The sequence below is a fragment of the Acinetobacter wanghuae genome, from assembly GCF_009557235.1.
GTDB lineage: Bacteria > Pseudomonadota > Gammaproteobacteria > Pseudomonadales > Moraxellaceae > Acinetobacter > Acinetobacter wanghuae.
This window is the reverse complement of the sequence record NZ_CP045650.1, coordinates 2,205,907-2,227,412: the sequence shown is the minus strand read 5'-3', so window position 1 is coordinate 2,227,412 and position 21,506 is coordinate 2,205,907. Positions and strand designations below refer to the sequence as shown.

At 39.5% G+C, this 21,506-nt stretch carries 26 protein-coding genes; 7 read left to right on the top strand and 19 right to left on the bottom strand.

Translation table 11 applies throughout. The annotated features are described in order from the left end of the window. Nucleotides 1-46: 46 nt before the first annotated feature. The 9 genes from GFH30_RS10540 to rplM form a co-directional block, all read right to left on the bottom strand. Entirely contained in the window at nucleotides 47-460 is a 414-nt protein-coding gene (locus GFH30_RS10540) for a roadblock/LC7 domain-containing protein (RefSeq protein ID WP_153373447.1), read from the bottom strand. Between the two features lie 12 nt (nucleotides 461-472). After that, nucleotides 473-1,015: a GTP-binding protein gene (locus GFH30_RS10535; protein ID WP_153372445.1), complete on the bottom strand. Its 543-nt coding sequence runs from the start codon at nucleotides 1,013-1,015 to the stop codon at nucleotides 473-475. A gap of 16 nt (nucleotides 1,016-1,031) precedes the next feature. Continuing rightward, on the bottom strand, nucleotides 1,032-2,009 hold the full coding sequence (locus GFH30_RS10530; RefSeq protein ID WP_153372443.1) for a hypothetical protein: 978 nt from the start codon (nucleotides 2,007-2,009) through the stop codon (nucleotides 1,032-1,034). A 95-nt stretch (nucleotides 2,010-2,104) separates the two neighbouring features. Beyond that, a complete protein-coding gene (locus GFH30_RS10525; RefSeq protein WP_153372441.1) occupies nucleotides 2,105-2,464 on the bottom strand; it encodes a roadblock/LC7 domain-containing protein in 360 nt (119 codons plus the stop codon). Between the two features lie 428 nt (nucleotides 2,465-2,892). Beyond that, a complete protein-coding gene (locus GFH30_RS10520) occupies nucleotides 2,893-3,537 on the bottom strand; it encodes a hypothetical protein (protein ID WP_153372439.1) in 645 nt (214 codons plus the stop codon). 16 nt (nucleotides 3,538-3,553) lie between these two features. Further along, nucleotides 3,554-3,982: a ClpXP protease specificity-enhancing factor gene (locus tag GFH30_RS10515; protein ID WP_153372437.1), complete on the bottom strand. Its 429-nt coding sequence runs from the start codon at nucleotides 3,980-3,982 to the stop codon at nucleotides 3,554-3,556. 9 nt (nucleotides 3,983-3,991) lie between these two features. Next, on the bottom strand, nucleotides 3,992-4,645 hold the full coding sequence (locus tag GFH30_RS10510; RefSeq protein WP_153372435.1) for a glutathione S-transferase N-terminal domain-containing protein: 654 nt from the start codon (nucleotides 4,643-4,645) through the stop codon (nucleotides 3,992-3,994). Nucleotides 4,646-4,956: 311 nt separating this feature from the next. After that, nucleotides 4,957-5,343 carry a 30S ribosomal protein S9 gene (gene rpsI, locus GFH30_RS10505; protein ID WP_152875554.1) on the bottom strand — a complete coding sequence of 129 codons (387 nt, stop codon included), beginning with the start codon at nucleotides 5,341-5,343 and terminating at the stop codon, nucleotides 4,957-4,959. A gap of 12 nt (nucleotides 5,344-5,355) precedes the next feature. Continuing rightward, nucleotides 5,356-5,784 (bottom strand): 50S ribosomal protein L13, encoded by a 429-nt coding sequence (rplM, locus tag GFH30_RS10500; protein ID WP_153372433.1) that lies wholly within the window; start codon nucleotides 5,782-5,784, stop codon nucleotides 5,356-5,358. Between the two features lie 305 nt (nucleotides 5,785-6,089). Between rplM and pdxA the strand changes: the two genes are divergently transcribed. The 3 genes from pdxA to GFH30_RS10485 are packed head-to-tail and all read left to right on the top strand — an operon-like array spanning nucleotide 6,090 to nucleotide 8,749. After that, nucleotides 6,090-7,058, top strand: coding sequence for a 4-hydroxythreonine-4-phosphate dehydrogenase PdxA (gene pdxA / locus GFH30_RS10495; RefSeq protein WP_153372431.1), 969 nt, complete (start codon nucleotides 6,090-6,092; stop codon nucleotides 7,056-7,058). Between the two features lie 30 nt (nucleotides 7,059-7,088). Further along, on the top strand, nucleotides 7,089-7,901 hold the full coding sequence (gene rsmA, locus GFH30_RS10490; protein ID WP_153372429.1) for a 16S rRNA (adenine(1518)-N(6)/adenine(1519)-N(6))-dimethyltransferase RsmA: 813 nt from the start codon (nucleotides 7,089-7,091) through the stop codon (nucleotides 7,899-7,901). A gap of 2 nt (nucleotides 7,902-7,903) precedes the next feature. Then, the gene (locus GFH30_RS10485; RefSeq protein ID WP_153372427.1) at nucleotides 7,904-8,749 is read left to right on the top strand and encodes a symmetrical bis(5'-nucleosyl)-tetraphosphatase; all 846 of its coding nucleotides are present in this window, start codon (nucleotides 7,904-7,906) and stop codon (nucleotides 8,747-8,749) included. A gap of 60 nt (nucleotides 8,750-8,809) precedes the next feature. Here GFH30_RS10485 and GFH30_RS10480 read toward each other — a convergent pair whose 3' ends face one another. The 5 genes from GFH30_RS10480 to hflX all read right to left on the bottom strand — a co-directional run bounded on the left by GFH30_RS10480 (nucleotide 8,810) and on the right by hflX (nucleotide 12,689). Continuing rightward, on the bottom strand, nucleotides 8,810-9,259 hold the full coding sequence (locus GFH30_RS10480; protein WP_153372425.1) for a DUF2147 domain-containing protein: 450 nt from the start codon (nucleotides 9,257-9,259) through the stop codon (nucleotides 8,810-8,812). A 15-nt stretch (nucleotides 9,260-9,274) separates the two neighbouring features. Then, nucleotides 9,275-9,757: a DUF2147 domain-containing protein gene (locus GFH30_RS10475; RefSeq protein ID WP_153372423.1), complete on the bottom strand. Its 483-nt coding sequence runs from the start codon at nucleotides 9,755-9,757 to the stop codon at nucleotides 9,275-9,277. 502 nt (nucleotides 9,758-10,259) lie between these two features. Beyond that, nucleotides 10,260-10,934 carry an LrgB family protein gene (locus GFH30_RS10470; RefSeq protein WP_153372421.1) on the bottom strand — a complete coding sequence of 225 codons (675 nt, stop codon included), beginning with the start codon at nucleotides 10,932-10,934 and terminating at the stop codon, nucleotides 10,260-10,262. A gap of 10 nt (nucleotides 10,935-10,944) precedes the next feature. After that, nucleotides 10,945-11,316: a hypothetical protein gene (locus GFH30_RS10465; RefSeq protein ID WP_153372419.1), complete on the bottom strand. Its 372-nt coding sequence runs from the start codon at nucleotides 11,314-11,316 to the stop codon at nucleotides 10,945-10,947. Nucleotides 11,317-11,357: 41 nt separating this feature from the next. Continuing rightward, nucleotides 11,358-12,689 (bottom strand): ribosome rescue GTPase HflX, encoded by a 1,332-nt coding sequence (hflX, locus tag GFH30_RS10460; protein WP_153372417.1) that lies wholly within the window; start codon nucleotides 12,687-12,689, stop codon nucleotides 11,358-11,360. A gap of 326 nt (nucleotides 12,690-13,015) precedes the next feature. Here hflX and GFH30_RS10455 point away from each other — a divergent pair, with 326 nt between their 5' ends. Next, on the top strand, nucleotides 13,016-13,825 hold the full coding sequence (locus GFH30_RS10455) for a lysophospholipid acyltransferase family protein (RefSeq protein WP_153372416.1): 810 nt from the start codon (nucleotides 13,016-13,018) through the stop codon (nucleotides 13,823-13,825). 29 nt (nucleotides 13,826-13,854) lie between these two features. Here the strand turns inward: GFH30_RS10455 and GFH30_RS10450 are convergent, their stop codons facing one another. Beyond that, nucleotides 13,855-15,486, bottom strand: a complete 1,632-nt coding sequence (locus tag GFH30_RS10450; RefSeq protein ID WP_153372414.1) for a phospholipase D-like domain-containing protein — start codon at nucleotides 15,484-15,486, stop codon at nucleotides 13,855-13,857. Between the two features lie 95 nt (nucleotides 15,487-15,581). On the opposite strand from GFH30_RS10450, the gene GFH30_RS10445 reads away from it, so the two are divergent. After that, nucleotides 15,582-16,592, top strand: a complete 1,011-nt coding sequence (locus GFH30_RS10445; RefSeq protein ID WP_153372412.1) for a metallophosphoesterase — start codon at nucleotides 15,582-15,584, stop codon at nucleotides 16,590-16,592. Nucleotides 16,593-16,610: 18 nt separating this feature from the next. Here the strand turns inward: GFH30_RS10445 and GFH30_RS10440 are convergent, their stop codons facing one another. The 3 genes from GFH30_RS10440 to trhA form a co-directional block, all read right to left on the bottom strand. Beyond that, nucleotides 16,611-17,021, bottom strand: a complete 411-nt coding sequence (locus GFH30_RS10440; RefSeq protein ID WP_153372410.1) for a hypothetical protein — start codon at nucleotides 17,019-17,021, stop codon at nucleotides 16,611-16,613. Nucleotides 17,022-17,167: 146 nt separating this feature from the next. Next, a complete protein-coding gene (locus tag GFH30_RS10435; protein ID WP_153372408.1) occupies nucleotides 17,168-18,475 on the bottom strand; it encodes an MFS transporter in 1,308 nt (435 codons plus the stop codon). 142 nt (nucleotides 18,476-18,617) lie between these two features. Beyond that, on the bottom strand, nucleotides 18,618-19,262 hold the full coding sequence (gene trhA, locus GFH30_RS10430; RefSeq protein ID WP_153372406.1) for a PAQR family membrane homeostasis protein TrhA: 645 nt from the start codon (nucleotides 19,260-19,262) through the stop codon (nucleotides 18,618-18,620). 102 nt (nucleotides 19,263-19,364) lie between these two features. On the opposite strand from trhA, the gene GFH30_RS10425 reads away from it, so the two are divergent. Further along, nucleotides 19,365-20,588, top strand: coding sequence for a class I SAM-dependent methyltransferase (locus tag GFH30_RS10425; protein WP_153372404.1), 1,224 nt, complete (start codon nucleotides 19,365-19,367; stop codon nucleotides 20,586-20,588). After that, a complete protein-coding gene (locus GFH30_RS10420) occupies nucleotides 20,588-21,016 on the top strand; it encodes a GNAT family N-acetyltransferase (protein ID WP_153372402.1) in 429 nt (142 codons plus the stop codon). The genes GFH30_RS10425 and GFH30_RS10420 overlap by 1 nt, the downstream gene beginning before the upstream one ends. Before the next feature lie 64 nt (nucleotides 21,017-21,080). Here GFH30_RS10420 and GFH30_RS10415 read toward each other — a convergent pair whose 3' ends face one another. After that, nucleotides 21,081-21,428, bottom strand: a complete 348-nt coding sequence (locus GFH30_RS10415; protein ID WP_153372400.1) for a hypothetical protein — start codon at nucleotides 21,426-21,428, stop codon at nucleotides 21,081-21,083. Nucleotides 21,429-21,506: the final 78 nt, after the last annotated feature.

Sequence of the window (21,506 nt, the reverse complement as noted above, 5' to 3'; positions counted from 1 at the left end):
TCTATTTTTCAAGTTAATTTCTTATCCGCGATTCGGGTTATTTAACTTATTTATCCGCAGCAGCAATGGTTTGTGTTGCACTCTTAAGCGCATAAAGTGCTTGTCCAAGTAGAATGTCTTTTTCCGTTAAGGCGACAATAATCATCGGATGCTTGGGTGCGGGAACAGCAGTTAAAATAGCTTTCCCATTTTCAGCATCTAAGGTAATAGATTGGCATCCAGTAAGGTGAATTTCACTGGTAAAGGCAGACACCATCGCTAATATTGAGCTACTTACAGCAGCAAGCTTACTGTTGTTATAGTTATCTTTTTTGTGAATAGTTGCGAGTTCAAATCCATCGGTAGAGCAGACCATCACATAATAAATGCCGCGAACATTGGATATTACATCATGGATCTCACGTTTTGCACATTGTACTAATTCCTCTGGTGCTTTACGTTTTTCTTGAAAGTTAAACATCATCAAACATCCTTAAGTTGTAATATCGTGGTTTACTTCTACCGAGGTAATGAGCGCTTCTAAAAGTAATAAAACATCTTCTTTTTTACGGGCATCGATAAAAAATAGGGGAGAGTAAAGATCTTGGCTAATCAGCCATTCTTTATAGATATTTGTAGAACGTTCACTGCTTAAATCCGTATGTGTAATGCCAATTGCAATGTTATCGGTATAGTTTTGGAAAACCTCTAAATAGTTTTCTAGCTCCTGAATGGGATTGTCAATATGATGATCAATTAAGACAATTGCGCCAATCGCACCTTTACAAATGACCGGCCAAATAAAATCAAAACGACTTTGCCCTGGTGTGCCGTATAAGCCAATTTTAACACCATCATCTAAGGTCACTTCCCCGTAGTCGATACCAACCGTGGTTTCCATCTTAGTATGGCTATTTTGATCTGTATTCAGGGCTTCTGTAGAGAGCACAGGAATTTCTGATAAAGAGCGAATCGCTTCTGTTTTTCCTGCACCCATCGTACCTGCAAATACAATCTTATATTCTTGTAAAATCATTTGTATCTACCTTTAATTAGAAACCAAATTTGCTGCGTATTTTGCCAAAGAAACTTTTAATAAAGTTTTGTTGTTCAGTTTTTTCAGCTTTTTCGGGCGGGGTATAGTGTTTATCCCAAACATTGATTTTTTCAAGATTACCTGCTGCCATATTTGCAGCGATGAATCGTCGAATCATAAGCATCGGAATATCATGCTGTTCTGCAATTTTTGACATTTTTGCACCCTGTATGAAGCATGCAGACATTTGGAATATTTTTTTTCGATTGATCGAATCATCGGGTTTGGGCCAAAACAAAATTTTATAATGACCATCTTCAGGTGCAATTTGATAAAAATCACTCGAATTCCAAAATAAATTCCATAACCAATCTTGTAAGATAACACTCTCTTTACGCGATACTTTTAATAAGTCATTGGTAGATGCTAGATCATAGTTAAAACTGAAATCTGTGTGTTTAATTGGGTGATTTGGATTAAGCCAAACAAGATTTTTGGAGGGCTTAATTACTGCGATAGAGCCATTATCATCAGATAGATGTAACTTCGCATTCGAGTCACGCTTAGACATATCTTTGAAATAACTTTCGGTATACGTATGATTGGCTGGGAGTTTGCTGTTCATGACTGGAACAATATCGATGTCTTCAACAGGCTTTTGATTGGATTGCAGGATATGATGATCAACCCAACGGTTTAGCTCATAAGTGTCTTGCAGTGGTAAATATAAGGTGTTGTTTGAAACTTTGCCTGAGCGTTCAAGATCTTTGGCAATTTTAAGCCATGGGAAATGTTTGGTATTGAGTATGCGTTGAATACCTTCGGTTTCAAAAAAATGCTCATGAATAAATAAGCAATCTAAATTGATATCCGAAGCTGTTTTCCACTGTATATTAATATGCTGCGGTAATATATTACTAATCTTATGTTTTAATTCATCAGAGTCATGGATGCTTAAACCTGCAATTCCTATATTAATATATTGCTTAGTCATATTAACTCTCTATTCACTTGCTATTATTTTTTTGCAATATACAGCGAAATAACATGCCCTCTACATGATTTATATAAAGGGCATTGGTTTAAAAATTAATTGAAATCTAAACCTTTTTCAAATGCTTTTAATTCATGACGTGCCATTGCAAGATTGGCTTTAGAACGATCCAATACTAGGTATAAAAACACATTTTCATTTTTTTCGAGCGGACGAATTAAATGGTATGCTTTACCCAGAGTAATCAGAATATCGACAATATGGTCGTTCAGGTTAAGGGAGTTTGCCACGCGGCGCTTTGCACGAACAACCTCGGTATTACCTGCAGCTGCAAGCTCTAAATCAAGATCACCGCCCCCTTGGGTTGCTAGTGCCAAACCACTTTCACCGTCGACAAGAGCGGCGGCGTAGAAACCATCAATACTTGTTAGTGAATCCAAAGATACTTTAGCCATAATTATTGCTCTCTCTGTTATAAGTTCTAGATATGGAATATTTATTTTTTCTAAGGAGTAATCAGCGTTTTTGCTACTCAAATTTATTATAGGATTGGCACAATAAATTGCAATTAAATTAATTTCACCCCATTTTAAACGTTCTATATTTTTATTTTCTATGAAGTTGAGGGGATTTAAATGTGTGATGAACTTTGCTTTTTAGTGATTATATTGTGGACATGCATTGATATTTTGAAGTGATTTTTTAGAAAAACTCATATGTAAAAAAATGTAATTAGTTAAATTTAAGCTGTTGTTTTTACATAAAAATAATGGTTTTAACAAAAAAATACAATGAGTTTTAAAAATAAAGATTATTGTAGATTAACTTTGTCATAAAAAAACCAGCACTTTGGCTGGTTCTTTTAAAATCAAACAATAATATTTCATGCAAAAATATTGCACATTGCGCAAGCAAGAACCCATAAAATTACAAGTGCAACCACAGGTTCTACAACTTTTGACCAAGTTGGTGTTGTGGTGACTGGGCTAACATCTTCATCGATATGCTGATTTTGGCTGACCATTTGGTTGAACTCCTTCATTGATTGCTCTAATGATAGCGTGTCTTGAATGATGGGTTTAGAACCAATCAGCTCTGTTAGCATATTTGTTGACCAAACCCAATCATCTGCCTGACCAGATAAGTGCTCAATCTGCCCTAACAATAATTCTTGAATACTATTTTGATTATGTCCACCCGTATCATGTAGTTGTTTTAACTCAAGCAACTGCAATTGAAGGAAGGCTGAAATGGTCGTTTCAAGCTCTACTCGATTCAAACTAGATTGGTTTTTAGAAGATGTACTTAAATGGCGTGCTAATTCTTCTACATAAAGCGGATCGTGATGCACGATCTCGTGATAAAGCTTAGATGAATTACTTTTCCACTCACTAATCAGTTTCCCTAAAGTTAAGGCATTAATCTCAGAAATTTGATCACGGCGTTCTTGTTTTGAATATGTGCTTAGAAGCTCAGGCTTTTGAGTCTCTATCTGTTCAACAAAATATTGTACTAAATCAAAAGCCATGCATTTACTCCATATTTTAATCTAATAATCTTAAAGTTGGTTTTTTCTTTGGTTGTTCAGTTTGTTCTTCAATGGTTGATTTTAAATCATCTGCTTCGATTTGTGTATTTTCATATTCACTTGCATCAAAGAATAAACCTTGACCGTTTTCTTTGGCATATAAGCCAATAATAGCAGGCATAGGCACATAAATATCACGTGATACACCACCAAAGCGCGCAGAGAAGGTAATGGCTTCATTACTAATCTGTAAGGCGTGTACGGCATGCGGCACAATGTTTAGTACAATCTGACCGTCTTGAATAAATTGCTCAGGCACCATGGTGTATTTAACAGTCGCATCGACCAGTAGATAAGGCGTCATGCTGTTATCACAAATCCATTCATAAATAGCGCGAGCCATATAAGGGCGAGTCGGCGTTAAATTAAATTCTTGTTCAGACATGGGGTTTCTCTACTGTTTCGGTAATAAAGTTTGAAAGCGATTTTTTTCGTGCAAAGTCATAGATTTGGCGAATGCAGGACGGCTAAAAATACGCTGACAATATAAATGAAATGGACGACATTGTTGCTGCGGCAATGTGATTCCCATACTGTCTAAGCGTATGAAAATAGGGGCAAGCATACAATCTAAAATACTAAAATGTTCCGACATAAAATATGGGAAATGTTGGAATAATGGCGTGAGTGAGATCAGGATATCTTTAAGTTGCTTTTGTGCCTGACGTTTTTGTTGTTCATCTAATGTGTCGCTATGGCGCAGCATCACATCTGCCAATTTGAGCCAGTCATTCTCAAAGCGCCAAATATATTGGCGTTGTTCGGAGCGTGGCATAGGTGCATCGGCATAGAGTTTATTTTGACGATAACGATCATCTATATATTCAGAAATAATGCTGGTATTGAAGAGTTTAAGTTCATTTTCAATCAGCATTGGCAATTGGTTATACGGGTTAAGACTTGCCAAATCTTCATCGTCCTCATCTACGATGATCAGGTTATATTTTATTTGTTTCTCTGAAAGAACGTAGCGAATCCAATGAGAACGAAAGTCATCGGCGTGGCTATAGAGTGTAATGCCTTGAATTTGAGGTGTTTCGACAGACATATTCCGACGCAATAACAAGTGAATAAGATAGGATACTAAAAATCAACTGAAAAAGCACGGTTTGCTGGGCGATGATCAAAATGCTGAATGAAAACAATAAGGAGAATTCAAGATGTTGATGCAGGTTTTTTTATTTATGCTGTTGGTCGTCGTGGGCTACTTAAATTATTATTTAACCAAGACATATTGGTGTCATGAAGGGCATGGAGTTAATCAATCCAAAAACAATAAACTAGAAACGATAAAATAATAACCTTATAAAAAAAGCCTTGGAAAATTCCAAGGCTTTTTTGTCCGATTCGGTAAACGAATTAACGTTTAGAGAATTGAGGACGTTTACGTGCTTTACGTAAACCAAGTTTCTTACGTTCAACTTCACGAGCATCACGAGTAACGAAACCAGCTTGACGAAGAGCAGACTTAAGTGTCTCATCAGAAGCGATCAATGCACGAGTAATACCGTGACGGATTGCGCCTGCTTGACCACCGATACCACCACCAGCAACAGTGATGTAAAGGTCATACTTGTTAGTTGCTTCAAGAAGCTCAAGTGGTTGGTTAACAACCATACGAGCAGTCTCACGACCGAAGTATTGTTCTAAAGAACGGTTGTTGATTACGAGTTTACCAGTACCTGCTGATAGGAAAACACGTGCAGTTGCGGTCTTACGGCGACCTGTACCATAATTAGTAGCCATGTGCTGTATCCCTTAGATGTCCAAAACTTGTGGCTGTTGAGCTGCGTGTGGATGCTCAGTACCAGCGTACACTTTCATTTTTTTGATCATTGCGTAACCAAGAGGACCTTTTGGTAACATACCTTTAACAGCTTTTTCTAAAACTGTTTCAGGTTTATGCGCGATTAACTTTTCAAAGTTAGTTTCGCGAATACCACCAGGGAAACCAGTATGGCGATAGTATTTCTTATCGTGAGCTTTTTTACCAGTCACAGTAATTTCTTCAGCGTTAATAACAACGATGTAATCGCCAGTGTCAACGTGAGGAGTATAAGAAGTTTTGTGCTTACCGCGTAAACGACGAGCGATTTCAGTCGCAAGGCGACCTAAAGTTTTGCCAGAAGCATCAACAACGTACCAATCGTGTTGAACCTCAGCTGGCTTAGCGCTGAGAGTTTTCATTAAACCACTACCTATTATAGTTGGTTTGGACTATGGAATCTGTCCAAACTAAAGGAGACGCGATTCTAAACGAAGTCACTTAGAATCACAAATGAAAATTGGAATTTCAAGCGCTGTATTGTACATAAAAATAGCATTTAAATAAAGGATAAATTGCCTGTAGGGTGCGAATTCATACCGATATTTATGATCTCGTTTAAATTGAGCAATTTAGCTGAATTTATTCAGAGCAAATTTCGTGACTACAACATATCAATCAGGAACGCGGTATAATTCATGCAGCTTTGGCGTATTGAGAAATAAGAATGTTGCCTTTATATGTGACCAGTGGTGAACCTGCCGGCATTGGTCCTGATATTTGTTTAAGTCTTGCAAGCCGTATTGATGAACGTCCAATTGTCGTTCTCGCAGATATCAAAATGCTGGCACAACGCGCTCAAAGCTTAAATGTAGAGATCGACCTGATTGAGTATCAAGGTCAAACGGCATCTTCAGCCCAAGGGCAGTTGTATGTCGAACATGTGCCTTTACATGAATCGGTCATACTCGGTGAGCTCAATGCGCACAATGCAGCTTACGTGTTAGAACAACTGCGCCGCTCTGCTGATTACGCGATGTCGGGTAAAAGTGTGGGGGTGGCGACTGCGCCCGTACAAAAATCGGTGATTAATGATGCGGGGATTCATTTCAGTGGTCACACCGAATATTACCAAGAGTTTGCGGGTGTTGATCGTGTCGTCATGATGCTAGCGACTAAAACCTTAAGAGTCGCTTTAGCCACCACACATCTACCATTGCGTGCTGTCGCAGATGCCATTACCCCTGAACGTTTGCATCAAGTCATTGATATTTTAATTCACGATTTAAAATCGAAATTTAAAATTGAGCATCCGCATATTTTAGTTTGTGGTCTAAATCCACATGCAGGTGAGGGGGGGTATTTGGGTATGGAAGAAATCGAAGTGATTAATCCTGTGCTTGAAACTTATCGTGCCCAAGGTGTGAACATGAGTTTAAGCCTACCTGCAGATACTTTATTTACTCCTGAGAACCTAAAAGATGCTGATGCAGTTTTAGCGATGTATCACGATCAGGGTTTACCTGTGTTAAAATCGCAAGGATTTGGTGAAGCCATCAATATTACTTTGGGCTTGCCGTTTATTCGTACATCTGTCGATCATGGCACAGCACTCTCCCTCGCAGGTACAGGTCTTGCGAAAAGCTCAAGCTTGCATGTGGCTGTGGATTTAGCGCTTGATTTAGCGCGTCATTGATCTTGTCTTATTTACACGTTGGAAATGTCTATGTATCAAATTAATGCCTTAAACCCAAAAGATGAGGGGCATCAGGCTCGTAAACGATTTGGTCAAAACTTCTTACATGACCAACGTGTCATTGCCAAAATTGTACGCTCAGTGAATCCGCGTCCGGGTCAAAATATTTTAGAGATCGGACCGGGTTTGGCGGCTTTAACTTCACCCCTTATTGGTGAATGTGATGCATTGACAGTAGTTGAGCTTGACCGTGACTTAGCTGCGGGCTTACCCGGTCGTGTGCCACATCCAGAACGTTTGACGATTATTGAAGCGGATGCATTACGCTTTGATTATTCAACTTTATTTGAAGAAGGTCGTCCGTTACGCGTCGTTGGGAACTTACCGTATAACATCTCAACACCTTTGCTTTTCCATCTCTTGGAATTTGGTGGCAAAGTGAAAGACATGCACTTCATGCTACAAAAAGAAGTGGTGGATCGTATTACGGCTGTGCCAAATACCAAAGAATATGGTCGCTTATCGGTGATGATTCAATACTTCTGTAAACCGACATTCTTATTTGAAGTACCACCGGGTTCGTTTAATCCACCGCCGAAAGTCACTTCTGCCGTATTTCGTTTAGAGCCTTATGACGTTAAACCGATTGTGGCGAAAAATGAAAAAGCCTTGGCACGTTTGGTATCGCATGTATTTACCCAACGCCGTAAAACCTTGCGTAATAGCTTAAAAGGCATGCTCGTTGAAGATGGTTTCGAAAATGCAGGTGTTGATCCAATGGCGCGCCCAGAAACATTGACCCTTGCTCAATTTGTGGCTTTAGCGGATCAAATGGTAGGTTAAGCATGACACGTGCAACGCGATACAATTATGTGATTGGTGATGTTCAAGGCTGTTTTGAAGCACTCAAAGCATTACTGAAAAAGATTCAATTTGATGCAGACCAAGACTTTATTTGGTTCGCAGGGGATTTGGTTGCACGCGGTGAAAACTCACTGGGTACAATTCGATTCATTAAAAAATTGGTCGAAAGCGGTGTTGCTGCAACAGTTTTGGGAAATCATGATCTCAATTTGTTAGCTTGTGCGCGTGGCATAAAAGAAGTTAAAGACAAAGATCAAACCCGCGATGTGATTGATGCGATTGATTCAGATGATTTGATTGATTGGTTGCGTAAACAACCTTTGTGTTTATTTCCGAATGAACAGACGGTGTTGACCCATGCGGGTATTCCAAGCCATTGGACTGTTGAGCAAACCACTGCCTTGGCTCAGGAAGTTGAGGCAGTCATTGCCCATGATGACTTTGATATAGTAGATGACTTTTTAAAAGACATGTACGGCAAAGAACCAACGCTTTGGTCAGATGATTTAACAGGCAATGCACGCTTACGTTGTATTACCAATTACCTGACCCGTATGCGTTTAACCGATGCTGATGGTCGTTTAGAGTTTAGCTTTAAAGATTCGTTAGATGAGCCAATGCCTGAAGGTTTTCAACCGTGGTTTGACTTTGATTCAACAGCTGCGAAGACCCATCAAATTGTTTTTGGTCATTGGGCAGCATTGCAAGGCAAGACGGTGTCAAATAACATTCAAAATGTCGATGGTGGCTGCGTTTGGGGCAATCAACTCATGGCATATCGTTTAGAAGATCAAAGCATGTTTGCTGTTGATAATCCGATTTTATAAAAAGATAGAATCAAAAAAAGCCACGTTTTACGTGGCTTTTTGTTTTTTTAAGTATGGGTATTAATCTTGGCGAATCCAAGTTTGGCTACGACCCAGCGCAGATACACCGATATAACCACGTAAAGTTAAGCGTTTACCATTTGCCGCAAGGCGCACTTTAGCATCGTAAATTTTGCCTGCAAGTGGATCAATCACTTTGCCTTTTTCATAGTTATTGGTGCCTTCCACATGTTTTAAACCGGTCAATACATCCATGCCTAAAATAGGTTGATTGGTGTACGGGGCAGGGCAACCATTACAGCTTTTTTGGGGTGTATAACCTGGACGTGGGGTCACTTTTACGATCTTGCCAATAAATTGATCTTTACTGTCTTTTCGAATTTCAATGACTGCTTTTGATGAACCAGTTTTATCATCAATTTGTAGCCAAGTCCCTGTTAAATCTTGAGCAAAGGCAGAAGCGCTCATCATTGCCCCAGCAAATATAAGACTTAATTTAAGTGTTTTCATTATATTTATTTCCTTTTAATAGAATGAATGAGATCCAACTTTTGACACTAAAAACGAGTTTGATCGAATCCAAGTTTGTGTTCGACCAATGGCTGAAATCCCGAGATAACCGCGAAGTGTCAAACGTTTTCCGTTGGTTGAAATACGCCCTTTTAAATCGTAAATTTTACCTGTCAATGGGTCTAAAACACGACCATGACCATAATTGTCTGGCGTTGTCTGCTTTAAACCTTTAAAGACTTCCAAGCCTAAAATGGGCTGATTGGTATACGGTTCTGGGCATTTGAAGCATGTTTCACGTGGGGTATATCCTTGGCGTGGAGTAACCTTGGTGATATTACCGACATAGCTGCCATCATTGAGTTGTTTAATCTCAATTAAGGCTTTTGGTGAACCTGTTTTATCATCAATTTGTTGCCAAGTTCCCGTTAAATTTTGAGCAAAACTTATCGAACTCATGAAAAGCATTGTAACAAAGATTGAATATATTTTAATCATTATAAAATTTCATCCTGACACGCTCAAGCAAATATCCATTTGCGTAATTTCATGTTAAGTAGGATTGTGAAATTAATCAATATCTATTGTTAAAATAAAGATAAAGAATATTATTTAATCGATATAAAGATAAAATTGTGAGATAAATAGTATTACTGTTTAAATCTGTTTAATACTTCATGTTCTTATAGAACATTGTATTTATTATAAAAATAAAATAATATGGTTGAATAATAGACACTTGAATGATACGAAATACAGCGTTTAAGCATGTTATTGATCAATAGACGAAATGTGAAAATGAATCATCCTATAATTGAAGTGGTACCGCTGACTGATTAGTTTTTTTTAAAGAAAATGATTTTTTAGCTCAATATAAAATGCCAAAAATACATATGTATCCTCTACATATTCAAATTTGGTTACATTTTCTGTAACCAAATTCTATAAGCAGCATAAGTTTAATTTTCAAACAAAACAAATCGTTTATTTGATTCACTAGTCACATTTTTTGTAGAAACAAAATAAAAGTCGGTAGCCAGATCGCGGTAAATACAGCATTCACTGCCATCCCAAATGCAGCGTAACGACCTGCAATACTGCCGCGTTGCCAAGCTTGCGCCGTTCCAATCGCATGTGCTGCAAGACCTAAGGCTAATCCTGCGGCACGTTCGTCATTGATTCGACGTAAGATGAAAGGCGAAAACGCAGCGCCAATCACACCTGATAAAATCACAATCAGAATCGCCATGCTAATTGGGGCATCGAGTAAGGTCGCAATATTAATTGCAATGGGGGTGGTCACAGCACGTGTGGCAAACGCCATAATATCAGCAGATGACATGTGTAAGAGATAGGCAAGTCCCATCGGTAAAGCGACCGCACTGAGACTGGCAAAGACCAAAATTCCCAAAATCCCTTTCAGTGGTAAATCATCATAACGCATTGCTGCTAGAGGAATAGCGAGTGCGACAGTTACATAACCAAGCAAATGATTAAATAACGGATTGACTTCAGCCATATAGTCATCATAAGGAACGCCAAGCGCAAACAGCAAAGCCAAAATAATGAACATACTAAAGACAATCACAGGGATTTGCGGTACATAACGATTGCAGGGTTTTGCCAAAAGATATGCGATTAAGGTAATTAAAAATCCATATAAAATTGCGAACATTTTTAATTCCTTATAACCAACGTTTTGCCATTTTGGCGTAAATCCACAACGGAATGAGCGTGCTGACACAAAGCACCACTAAAAAGACTGGAATTTTATGCCCCATATGCACCAACATCATCAGCGCACCTGCACTAATCGGTAAAAAAGCAAAAGCACTTTCTTTCATGATTTTATTGTTGGTATCAATTAAGCGCAGTGGAATTTTGCCAAAGCGTCGCCACAGGAATAACACAGCCAATAAACTGAGTAAGCCCACTAAATTGCCCAATTCAGGATGATTCAGTTGGGTCATACTCCAAACAGCGCCTTCACGAAAGGCAATAATTAAAATCAGTGTGCCAATCCATGCTGGCCAGTCGATGTGTTTGATCCAATTCATTCTTTTATCTATTAATTGTGGATTTATCCAGTATTGCCAATCTAACCTTTGATTTCGAATTCTTCAAGAGGGCGTTGAAATTGATTGGCTTGTTCACCTAAAATTTCATGCAAGGGCAAATGTGCTTGTTTTAACAATTGCTCTAACTTTTGCGGTGCAATATTGACGGATAAAAGCAAATTGCCTTGCTCATCATAATGTTCAGATTGAATCACATTAAGTGAATATAATTGATTCCGTAATTTGCCATGTGATGCATTCAGTTTTAATTCAAAACGTTGAATATTGCCCATCAGCGATTCATGCACCGCTTTACGCAATAAATCTAAACCTTGACCACTATGTGCCGAAACATAGACGCGTTCTGGTTGATTCGGTGCAGCATAGATAATTTTGGCATCTTCATTGCTGCTGTCAATTTTGTTATAGACCCGAAGCACAGGTACATCCACACCAATTTCTTTCAAGACTTTTTCAACGGCATCAATCTGTTCTAGCATGTCAGGGCTACTTGAATCGATCACATGTAAAAGCAAGGTAGCTTCCAATGTTTCTTCAAGGGTCGCCTTAAAAGACTCCACCAAAGAATGCGATAAATTACGAACGAAACCAACGGTATCTGCCAACACCACAGTACCGATGCCATCCCATTCCAAACGACGTAAGGTTGGATCAAGCGTTGCGAAGAGCTGATTCGCTGCATAGACATCGCTGTTCGCAAGAATATTAAATAGGGTTGACTTACCCGCATTGGTATAACCCACCAATGAGACGGTCGGTACAGCCGCTTTTTGACGTGCAACACGCCCTTGAATACGGGTTTGGCGAACTTTATCAATACGAGCTTTGAGTTGTCCCATACGCACACGTAGTAAGCGTCGATCGGTTTCAAGCACGGTTTCACCCGGACCACGTAAACCAATCCCGCCTTTTTGGCTGTCTAAATTGCCACGGCTACGAATTAAACGTGATGATAAATGCTGTAACTGTGCCAATTCGACTTGCAATTTACCTTCATAAGTTCGTGCACGTAAGGCGAAAATATCCAAAATAAGTTCAGTACGATCAATCACACGACACTTCATGACTTGTTCAAGATTACGGACTTGAGCAGGACTCAGGGAGTGATCGAAAATTACCAAACTAATGTCTGATGCTTCGACCAAAAGTGCAATTTCTTCTGCCTTGCCTGAACCAATAAAGTATTTGGCATCGGGTTTAACACGCGGCACATTCAAGTGTTCAATTACATCTGCGCCAGCAGAGGTTGCCAAAAGGTGAAATTCATCAGCATCAAGATCTTCTAACATTTGTACGGTCACACTGACGAGAATGACGCGTTCTATCGCTTTATGCTGTTCAATATTTTCCACTCAGGCAAATCTCCACTGTTAAAGGTCTAGTGTAGTGCAAAAGGCAAGCAGCAGGTAGCATTGATCTGTTGTACTTCGTTTTAAATTCGAACGATAAACATTGCTGAAAGCGCAAGCATAGCGCGGCTTAAATTAGGCGTAGTATCAAAATGAAATGGGGTTTTTGCTGCATGGTTATTTCTGCAAGCGAAGAATATGTCTTGTGTCATTGTATTTATAAATCGCGTCGCACGGTTTTTATTATCAATGCAACTTGAAAGCGAAGCGTATAGAATAAATTGCATACATGGACGTCAACTCATATTCATATTGCTTAGTGACTTTTTATGAAGCCAATTGTAGAACAACAGCCTACGAATATTCGTGGACTGCAAAAATTTGTCTTATACACCCGTAAAACCTGTGCAATGATCGCTGCAATTGCTCAGGGTTTTTATTTGGTTTATCGTCATCGCTTATATAAAGATCCGAATAATTCGCAAAACACCCGCTATGTGCAATATTTTTGTAGGCAGCTGTGTAAGGTCTTTAATATTGAAGTACAAGTGCATGGCAATATTCCACGTGAAACAGCTTTATGGGTGGGCAATCATGTATCTTGGTTGGATGTTGCGGTGTTTGGTTCAGGGGCGCGGGTGTTCTTTTTGGCCAAAGCTGAAATTGAACAATGGCCTTTATTGGGTAAGTTGGCTAAAGGTGGCGGCACTTTATTTATTAAGCGTGGTTCGGGCGACTCTTTAAGAATTCGTGAACAAATCACGGGCTTTTTAAAGCAAGATATTCCGGTGTTATTTTTCCCTGAAGCGACAACTTCGGACGGACGCTCTATTAAAAAAGTGCATGGGCGTATTTTGGGCGCAGCCATTGAAGCAGGGAAGCCTGTACAGATTTGCTTGATTTGCTATGTGAATCAAGCGGGTGAACTTGATTTAGTGGCACCCTTTATTGATGACATCAGCTTTGCAGCCCATGTGAAAAACGTTTTAGAGATGCCAAAAGTGACTGCGCACTTATTGGCGTTGCCTGCGATTGACGTCACCGGGCATACGGTTGAAACGCTGACGCCGTTGGTGCAAGAAAAAATGTTATCGGGCTTAAAAGAGCTACAATTGAAGGTACTCAAAAAGCCGCATTAAGCGGCTTGGTTTCAACAGCAAAGAGAGCCTTACATAAAGCCTTCAATCGGCAGCCATGCAATGACTTTCATCGCTGCCTTTTCATACCATTTCATTTTGGGTTCGCTAGGGTAGGTTTTAATTTCATCATTGGCTTTTTTGATTTTCCAATTAATGGATTTGTTGGCATCTAAAACCAATTTATAGGCAAACTTACTTAAATTTTGATCCATGGTTTGATGCACCGTACGCGCCAATGCAGGACTATTCAGTAACACACCAATTTCGCTATTTAAATAAGCCGAACGTGGATCAAAATTAAATGAGCCGATAAACACTTGTTTTTCATCAATCGCCATCAGTTTGGCATGTAGGCTTGAACGACTTAAACCCTTCATGCTGACTTTGGCTTTTTCAGCAATTTCTTGGGTGTTTTCGTTTAAATTTTTGGCTTCGGGCGCTGCCAAGAACTCATAAAGCTGTACGTTGTTTTCCAAGAGACGCTGACGATACTTGGCATAAAAAGCATGTACTAACGGAACGTCATTGGCATTATAAGAATTGGTTAACACTCGAACCTGAACATTATCTTTTGCAACATCGATTAAGCGATCTGCGCCACTTTTTTCAGGCACAAAATAAGCTGAAACGATATCAATGCTGTGTTCGGGTTTCTCCAATAATTGCAATAACTGGAAGTTTAGATGTTCTTCTTTCTTGGCTTTGGATTTAATTTTGCTCGGTGAATCCTTGACGACTTCAGCTTCAACCCAATCGAGCTGAATATTTTGATCTAGCCATTTATTGAAGTTTTGTGAACGATTGGCTAAATCTAAATAATTTTGCACACTCGCTTCATGATTATATTGTTCTAATTGTGATTTAAGGCTGTCGAAGCGTAGGCTGTAATGTTGCGGATTGACAATCGTTTTGACTTGATAGGCGTATTCATCATTCCAATATTCATCAAAGGAATGAATAATTTCATCGGACGCAGCACCGACCAATAACACATCAACATCTGAAAATTGATAATTATCGCTGACATTGTAATATTGATTGCTCATATTACGACCGCCAATCAACGCGATTTGATTGTCGGCAATAAAACTCTTGTTATGCATGCGCCGATTAATGCGTTTTAAGTTCAGCACCATATCCATCGGACGATACTTTCTAAAACGGTAAGGATTATAAAGCTTTACATCGATATTTTGATGTTGGTCGAGCGCAAGGTAAATCCCTTCCATTTTTTTGGCATTGTTATCGTCAATTAAGAGCCGCACATGGACACCGCGATCAGCAGCTTGAATAATGGCATGCAGTGCCATTGCCCCAATTTTGTCGTTATCCCAAATGTAATATTGTAAATCTAAACTTTTTTCTGCTTTATGAATGAGTTGAATCCGAGCAGCTAGGGCTTCGAGTGGGTCGTATAGAACGTGATAACCGGTTAAGCCAATATTTTGCTGACGTAATGGTTCAATGATTTTAGATAACGAGGTGTGTGACGTGTCACGTTCAAAGGCATTTTGAGTTTGCTGTTCAACTTGTTTAGGTAGCGTGCTGCACGCAGGCACAGCTAAAACTAAACTTAAACTCAATAAAATAGAGGCTTTAGCACGTTTATGTGACGTGGGCGCTGAAGTCTCATCAGCATTTGAACAATGAGCAGAAGCCATAGAACTCTTGGAATCGAAAATAAGGTTTGAGTATAAGTGTCAGCTATGAAAAGATAAATACAGAAACGATATTTGACTTAGCTTTGAGGGCTTTTATGACTTCCACCACCACGCTTGTGTATCTGTTCTGGGCTTTATTCGCGTTGCTCGCGATTTGGGCCATCGCACAGGCATGGAAAAGTCAGGCCAATACTGCGACGATTCATCCGTTTAAAGCAGTCGTCCATTTGCTCGCTTATTATCTGTCATATTTACTCATTCCTTTGTTTGTATTTAGTTTAATCGCAGGTTTCATTGGCTATTATTCATGGCATGAGGCGTTATTTATTTTCCTCATTACGGGTGTAATGATATATGCACGTTTTATTGAACCGCATCGGATTCAAGTGCAGCATACGCAATATCAAATCAATCCTGATCAAGCACTGTCCAAGCCCGTTAAAATTGCTTTAATTGCCGATTTACATATCGGTTTATTTTCTGGGCGTGAAAAACAACTTAAACTGATTGTTGAAAAACTGAATCAGCAAGCGCCAGACTTGGTGGTAGTGGCAGGGGATTGGACCTATGAACCTGAAAATAAATTGGTGCAAGAACTCGCTGTATTAAAGGAAATTCAAGCGCCTGTATATTCAGTCAATGGTAATCATGATGAACAATATCCAGGTCCACCGATTCAAGCCTTATTAAAAGAAGCATTAATTCAAAATCATGTGATGGATATTGAAGGACAAGTGGTCGATTTTGAGGAATTTCGTTTACTCGGCATTGGTGATTTATGGGCAGGTAAAGCCGATATGCGCTTTATGCCAGATTTGCCGCAAGATAAACCTTGGGTCATTTTATCGCATAACCCAGATACCGTAGATATGGTGCCGAAATTACCGCTGCGTCCTTTAATGCTGTCAGGGCATACCCATGGTGGGCAAGTTGAATTGCCTTGGCTGACCAATTATGTCATGAAGAAAGTTTCTATTTTAGGACATAAAAAGGGACTGTATCAGCATGAACATGCCGATGTATTTGTGACGGTTGGTACAGGCATGGTCGGTGTGCCATTCCGTTTTAGAGTACCACCGACCATTGATATCATTGAATTGATTTAACCATGATTGCCTGAAAGTCTATTTAAATAGTGAAATCAATAAAGCCAGTAGGATCACACCAATACTGCCTACAATTAACATCTGTTTGCGATTTGGCATCGCAGCCTTTTCAATAAGATGATTGATTCTATTGCTAGGTTCATGCGTGAGCTCCATAGGGCTGATCGATTCATGTGTCGCTTCAATCGCAACAGTGGGCGATTGAAAGGTTTCTAGCCCTTCCGGAATGTGATGCAGCTGCTCATGCTGAATTTGCATGACCTGTTCTCGGTCATGGACAATGGCATCAATCACGCGTAAGGCTTGAATTTCATTCAATGGTGTCTGATCTGCAATATAATTGATTGCATCTAACTTTTGTTCATTGTCGACTAAATCAATAATGTCGCTCAGTTGTTCAGGTTTTATTTTTAAAATAAGATGCTGCATTTTTTATTCCTTTCTTATTCTTCATTTCAATTTATTATTCATGATGTCCTTATGCAGATATAGCTATTTTTTGTTTCAACTTTTTGTTTTTAGACATGAAAAAAGCCAACGTAGACACGTTGGCTTTCATTAATGCGATCAAACCATCAAATTTGATTGTTTACATCATCATGTTTTGTTTCACGAATGAGCAAGAAGGCAATCAGTGAAAGGATAGATGCCGCTGTGAGGTAATAACCTACCGCGTATAAACCATAGTTTGTTGCAAGTTTTGTTGCAATCACAGGTGCAAATGACGCGCCGAAAATACCAGCTAAGTTAAAGGTCAAAGCAGAACCTGTGTAACGTACAGAAGTCGGGAAGATTTCAGATAAGACTGTACCAATCGGACCATAGGTTAAGCCCATGATGGCAAGACCAATACAAAGGAATAAGAACACCACCAAGGTATTGCCCGATTCCAACATATCTGCAAAGAACAAACCGAAGATTGCAGACACAATACACACGCCAATTGAGGTTGCTTTACGACCGAATTTCTCAGCAAATACAGCTGAAAGTGGAATAAATGCAGCAAAGCAGAGTGTTGCAACCAACTGTAATTCTAGGAATTCAGCACGGCTGTAACCTAGTTTCGTGGTTCCCCAGTTTAATGCAAATACCGTAGTGAGGTAGAACACAACGAAGGTACAAATCGCTGCAATCGTACCAAGGATCAACATACGAGAATGTTTTTTAAATACTTCAATGAACGGTACGTTTACTTCTTTTTGTTTCTTCAATACATTTTGGAATGCTGGTGTTTCATGAAGTTTTAAGCGAATCCATAAACCCATGATCACAAGCAATGCACTTGAAATAAACGGAATACGCCAGCCCCATGTCATGAATGCTTCTTCAGTCATGCATGCGCCAAGTATTAAGAATGAACCTGTTGCAAGAATGAAGCCGATAGGCGCGCCCAATTGTGGGAACATACCGTACCAAGCACGTTTACCTTCTGGTGCATTCTCAGTTGCCAATAATACCGCACCTGACCATTCACCACCTAAGCCCAAACCTTGCCCCAAACGACACAGTGCAAGCATGAGTGGCGCTGCAATGCCGACTTGAGCATAAGTTGGCAGTAAACCAATACAAACTGTAGAAATCCCCATAGTCAATAAAGCCGCGACCAGTGTGGCTTTACGTCCAATTCGGTCGCCTAAATGACCAAATAATGCAGCACCAATCGGGCGCGCAATAAAGGCAATTGCAAATGTTGCAAGCGATTGAATCGTCGCTGTAGTTGGATCTGTGCTTGCTGGGAAGAACAAATGCGGGAAAATAATCACAGCCGCAGTGGCATAGATATAGAAATCGAAGAATTCGATTGTTGTTCCTACTAGACTTGCAGTAAGAACGCGAAATTTTGAATTTTGTGCTGGTTGAGCAGCAGAACTTGAAGACGCCATGAGTGACCTTACACTTACTAAAAATAAAAAAGCTTAGTTTTAAAAGCGTAATCTTTTTAAAAAAGGCGTAATTTTTTAAAAAAACAACTGCAATCTACTCAATTCAACGTGCTCAGGGTCACTGAAATGAAGAATGAGATGATTAAATCACGTAAAGATAGATGGACAGAAAATGTGATCCTGCGCCTATCAATACAAAAATGTGCCAGATAGCGTGGGTATATCTTACGCTTTTTAAAGCATAAAACAATGCACCAATAGTATAAGCTAAACCGCCAATGATAAGAAAGGTCAAAGCTTGAGCAGAAAGATATTTCTGCATATCATCAATGACTAACAGCGCTAACCAACCCATTGCCAGATAAGCAAAGAGCGAAAGTTTCTGAAAACGATGGATGAAAATGAACTTGAATAGTGTACCAAGAATCGCAATCACCCAAAGTGAAATTAATAAATAATGGGCTTTCGCCGTTGGAATCGCGATGGCTAAAAATGGGGTATAGGTGCCTGCGATTAAATAGTAAATTGCCGTGTGATCTAATTTTTTATAAAGATAACGACGATCGGCTGTGGTTGCCATGTGATAGAGCATTGAGCATGAAAAGAGGAAAATCATGCTCAAGGCATAGACCCACAAACCAAACCATTGCCCAGAGCTTAAATAAGAACCTTTAATAATCAATAAAATACCACCAATGACAGATAAACCCGCACCAATGCCGTGGCTGATGTAATTCATACATTCTTCACGTTGATCGTAATCTTGGAGCAGTGGGGTGTTTGGCATTGTGGTCATTCTTATTTAAATATACACCTGTATAGTAATTCAATTTTGCATTTAGCGTAAGAAGATTTAAACTGACAGGGCAATTCATTTTAGGTTTTTTTTATGTCCCTTTCGGCGAGTCTCTCCATTCAAGAACAGCAATTCTTAGATACCTTTTGGCAAGCCATTGAAACAGATCAATTTGATCGAATGATCTTGAGTCAATACAAAGGTGAACTTGAGCATTTACAGAAAATGACCTTGCGAGTCATTTCACTCAATGAGCAAAAAGTATTGAGCTGTGTATATCGTTATAGCACCCAAGATGTCACCAAAAATTATGCATTGAACGAAGCGGTTGAGCAGGTCACTCATCTTTTAGGTGATTGTAAACAAGCCAATTTATGGACAGGCACAGAAGAACTACAACTGAAAAAAAATAAGAAAAAAGCCATGCTGACGCGTAGTCAGTTAAAAGCAACCACCACCAAAGTCGTTCAAGCAGAACAGGGGCACGATCGAGTGAAGCAACGCTATGTCGATCAAGACAGCGTGTTCTTACAGCATTTAGGTATTACCGATGCAAAAGCACAGATTATTCCGAGCATGGCACGTAAATGGAAACAGATTAATAAATTTGTGGAAATTTTCTCAGGGGCTTTAAAACAAATTCCTGAGCAAGCATCAGGTTTGCGTGTGGTCGATTTTGGTTCAGGCAAAGGCTATTTAACCTGTGCACTTTATGACTACATGCAAAAACATGCTCAAAAGCCTTATGTGACAGGCGTTGAATTAAATCCGAAAATGGTGGATTTCTGTCAGAACGTTGCAGATCAATCGCAGTTTGATCAATTAGATTTTTTCCAAGGTGATGTACGCACTTATGCGCCTGAACGTTTAGATGTGATGATAGCCTTACATGCTTGCGATGTTGCAACGGACTTTGCCATTCACACAGGGATACGTTTAAACGCACAGATGATTATGTGTGCGCCATGCTGTCATAAAGAATTGCGTCCGCAGCTTCAAGCCCCGAAAGTCCTCGCACCGATGCTGCAATTTGGTATTCATGCAGGTCAACAAGCAGAAATGCTCACGGATACAATTCGTGCTTTACTGTTAAAAGCGTATGGCTATGAAACCAAGGTATTCGAGTTTGTCGCACTCGAACACACTAGTAAAAACAAAATGATCTTGGCGACAAAACGTAAAGATTATGCAGCACCCGATCAAGCGGTATTGGCACAGATTCAAGCACTAAAAGAGATGTATGGTATTCAAAAACATTCGCTGGAATTGTTATTGAATGATCAGTGGGATCAACAAGATATTGGATGTAAGTGCTAATGCTTGCTGCTTTCAAGATATGTTCAGGTACATGGAATGAATTGTCTCATGATGCCAAAGCCATTCGTGAATCTGTATTTATTCAAGAACAGCATATTGCACCCGAAGATGAATGGGATGAACTCGATGCAGTATCCATTCATTTTGTGGTCTATGAGTATGATCAAGCGATTGCTACCGCTCGCTTATTAGAAAATCACAGTATTGGTCGAGTTGCCGTGTTAGAGACACATCGCGGTTTAAAGATCGGACAACAATTGATGCAAGCCGTCATTGATTATGCCAAGCATGAACAACGACCTTTTTTAAAGCTTCCCTCACAAGTGCATGCCATCGGGTTTTATCAAGCCTTAGGATTTAAACAGCAAGGGGAATCATATTTGGATTGTGGTATTCCACATATGGATATGTACATGGCGTTGCAATAAAAATTTATCCTTCAAAAACAAAAAAGCGAGATTCTAAATCTCGCTTTTTTTATTCTCATTTGAATTAATGACCATGATCCGCAGTTTGCTCATGGTTCATATTGTCCATATGCGCATGTTCTTCTGCATTCATCTCATGTGCTTCAGCAGTTTCAGATGCAACATTTTCAGTTTGTGCGGCACGTGCAGCTTTATCTGCTTGTGCTTTTGCTAAGGCTTCTTCAGACATTGCAGGTGCATTTTTAAAGGCATGTTGCTGCGTGTTTTGTTTATTTTGCTGACTCGGCATGTAATCAGGTTCATTCGTGACAGCTAAATAGAAAAAGCCTAAGAAGAAGGCACTTAAAATGAAAGAAATGACTAAGGCTTTCCAACCCCAAGGTGATTTCTCTGGAGAAGCTTCGTTAGACATAAACGTGTACCTGACTAGATCAAAAGAATCGAATGACACGTTATTTTATAACATAAATCGCTTTAAAAGCCGAATTTC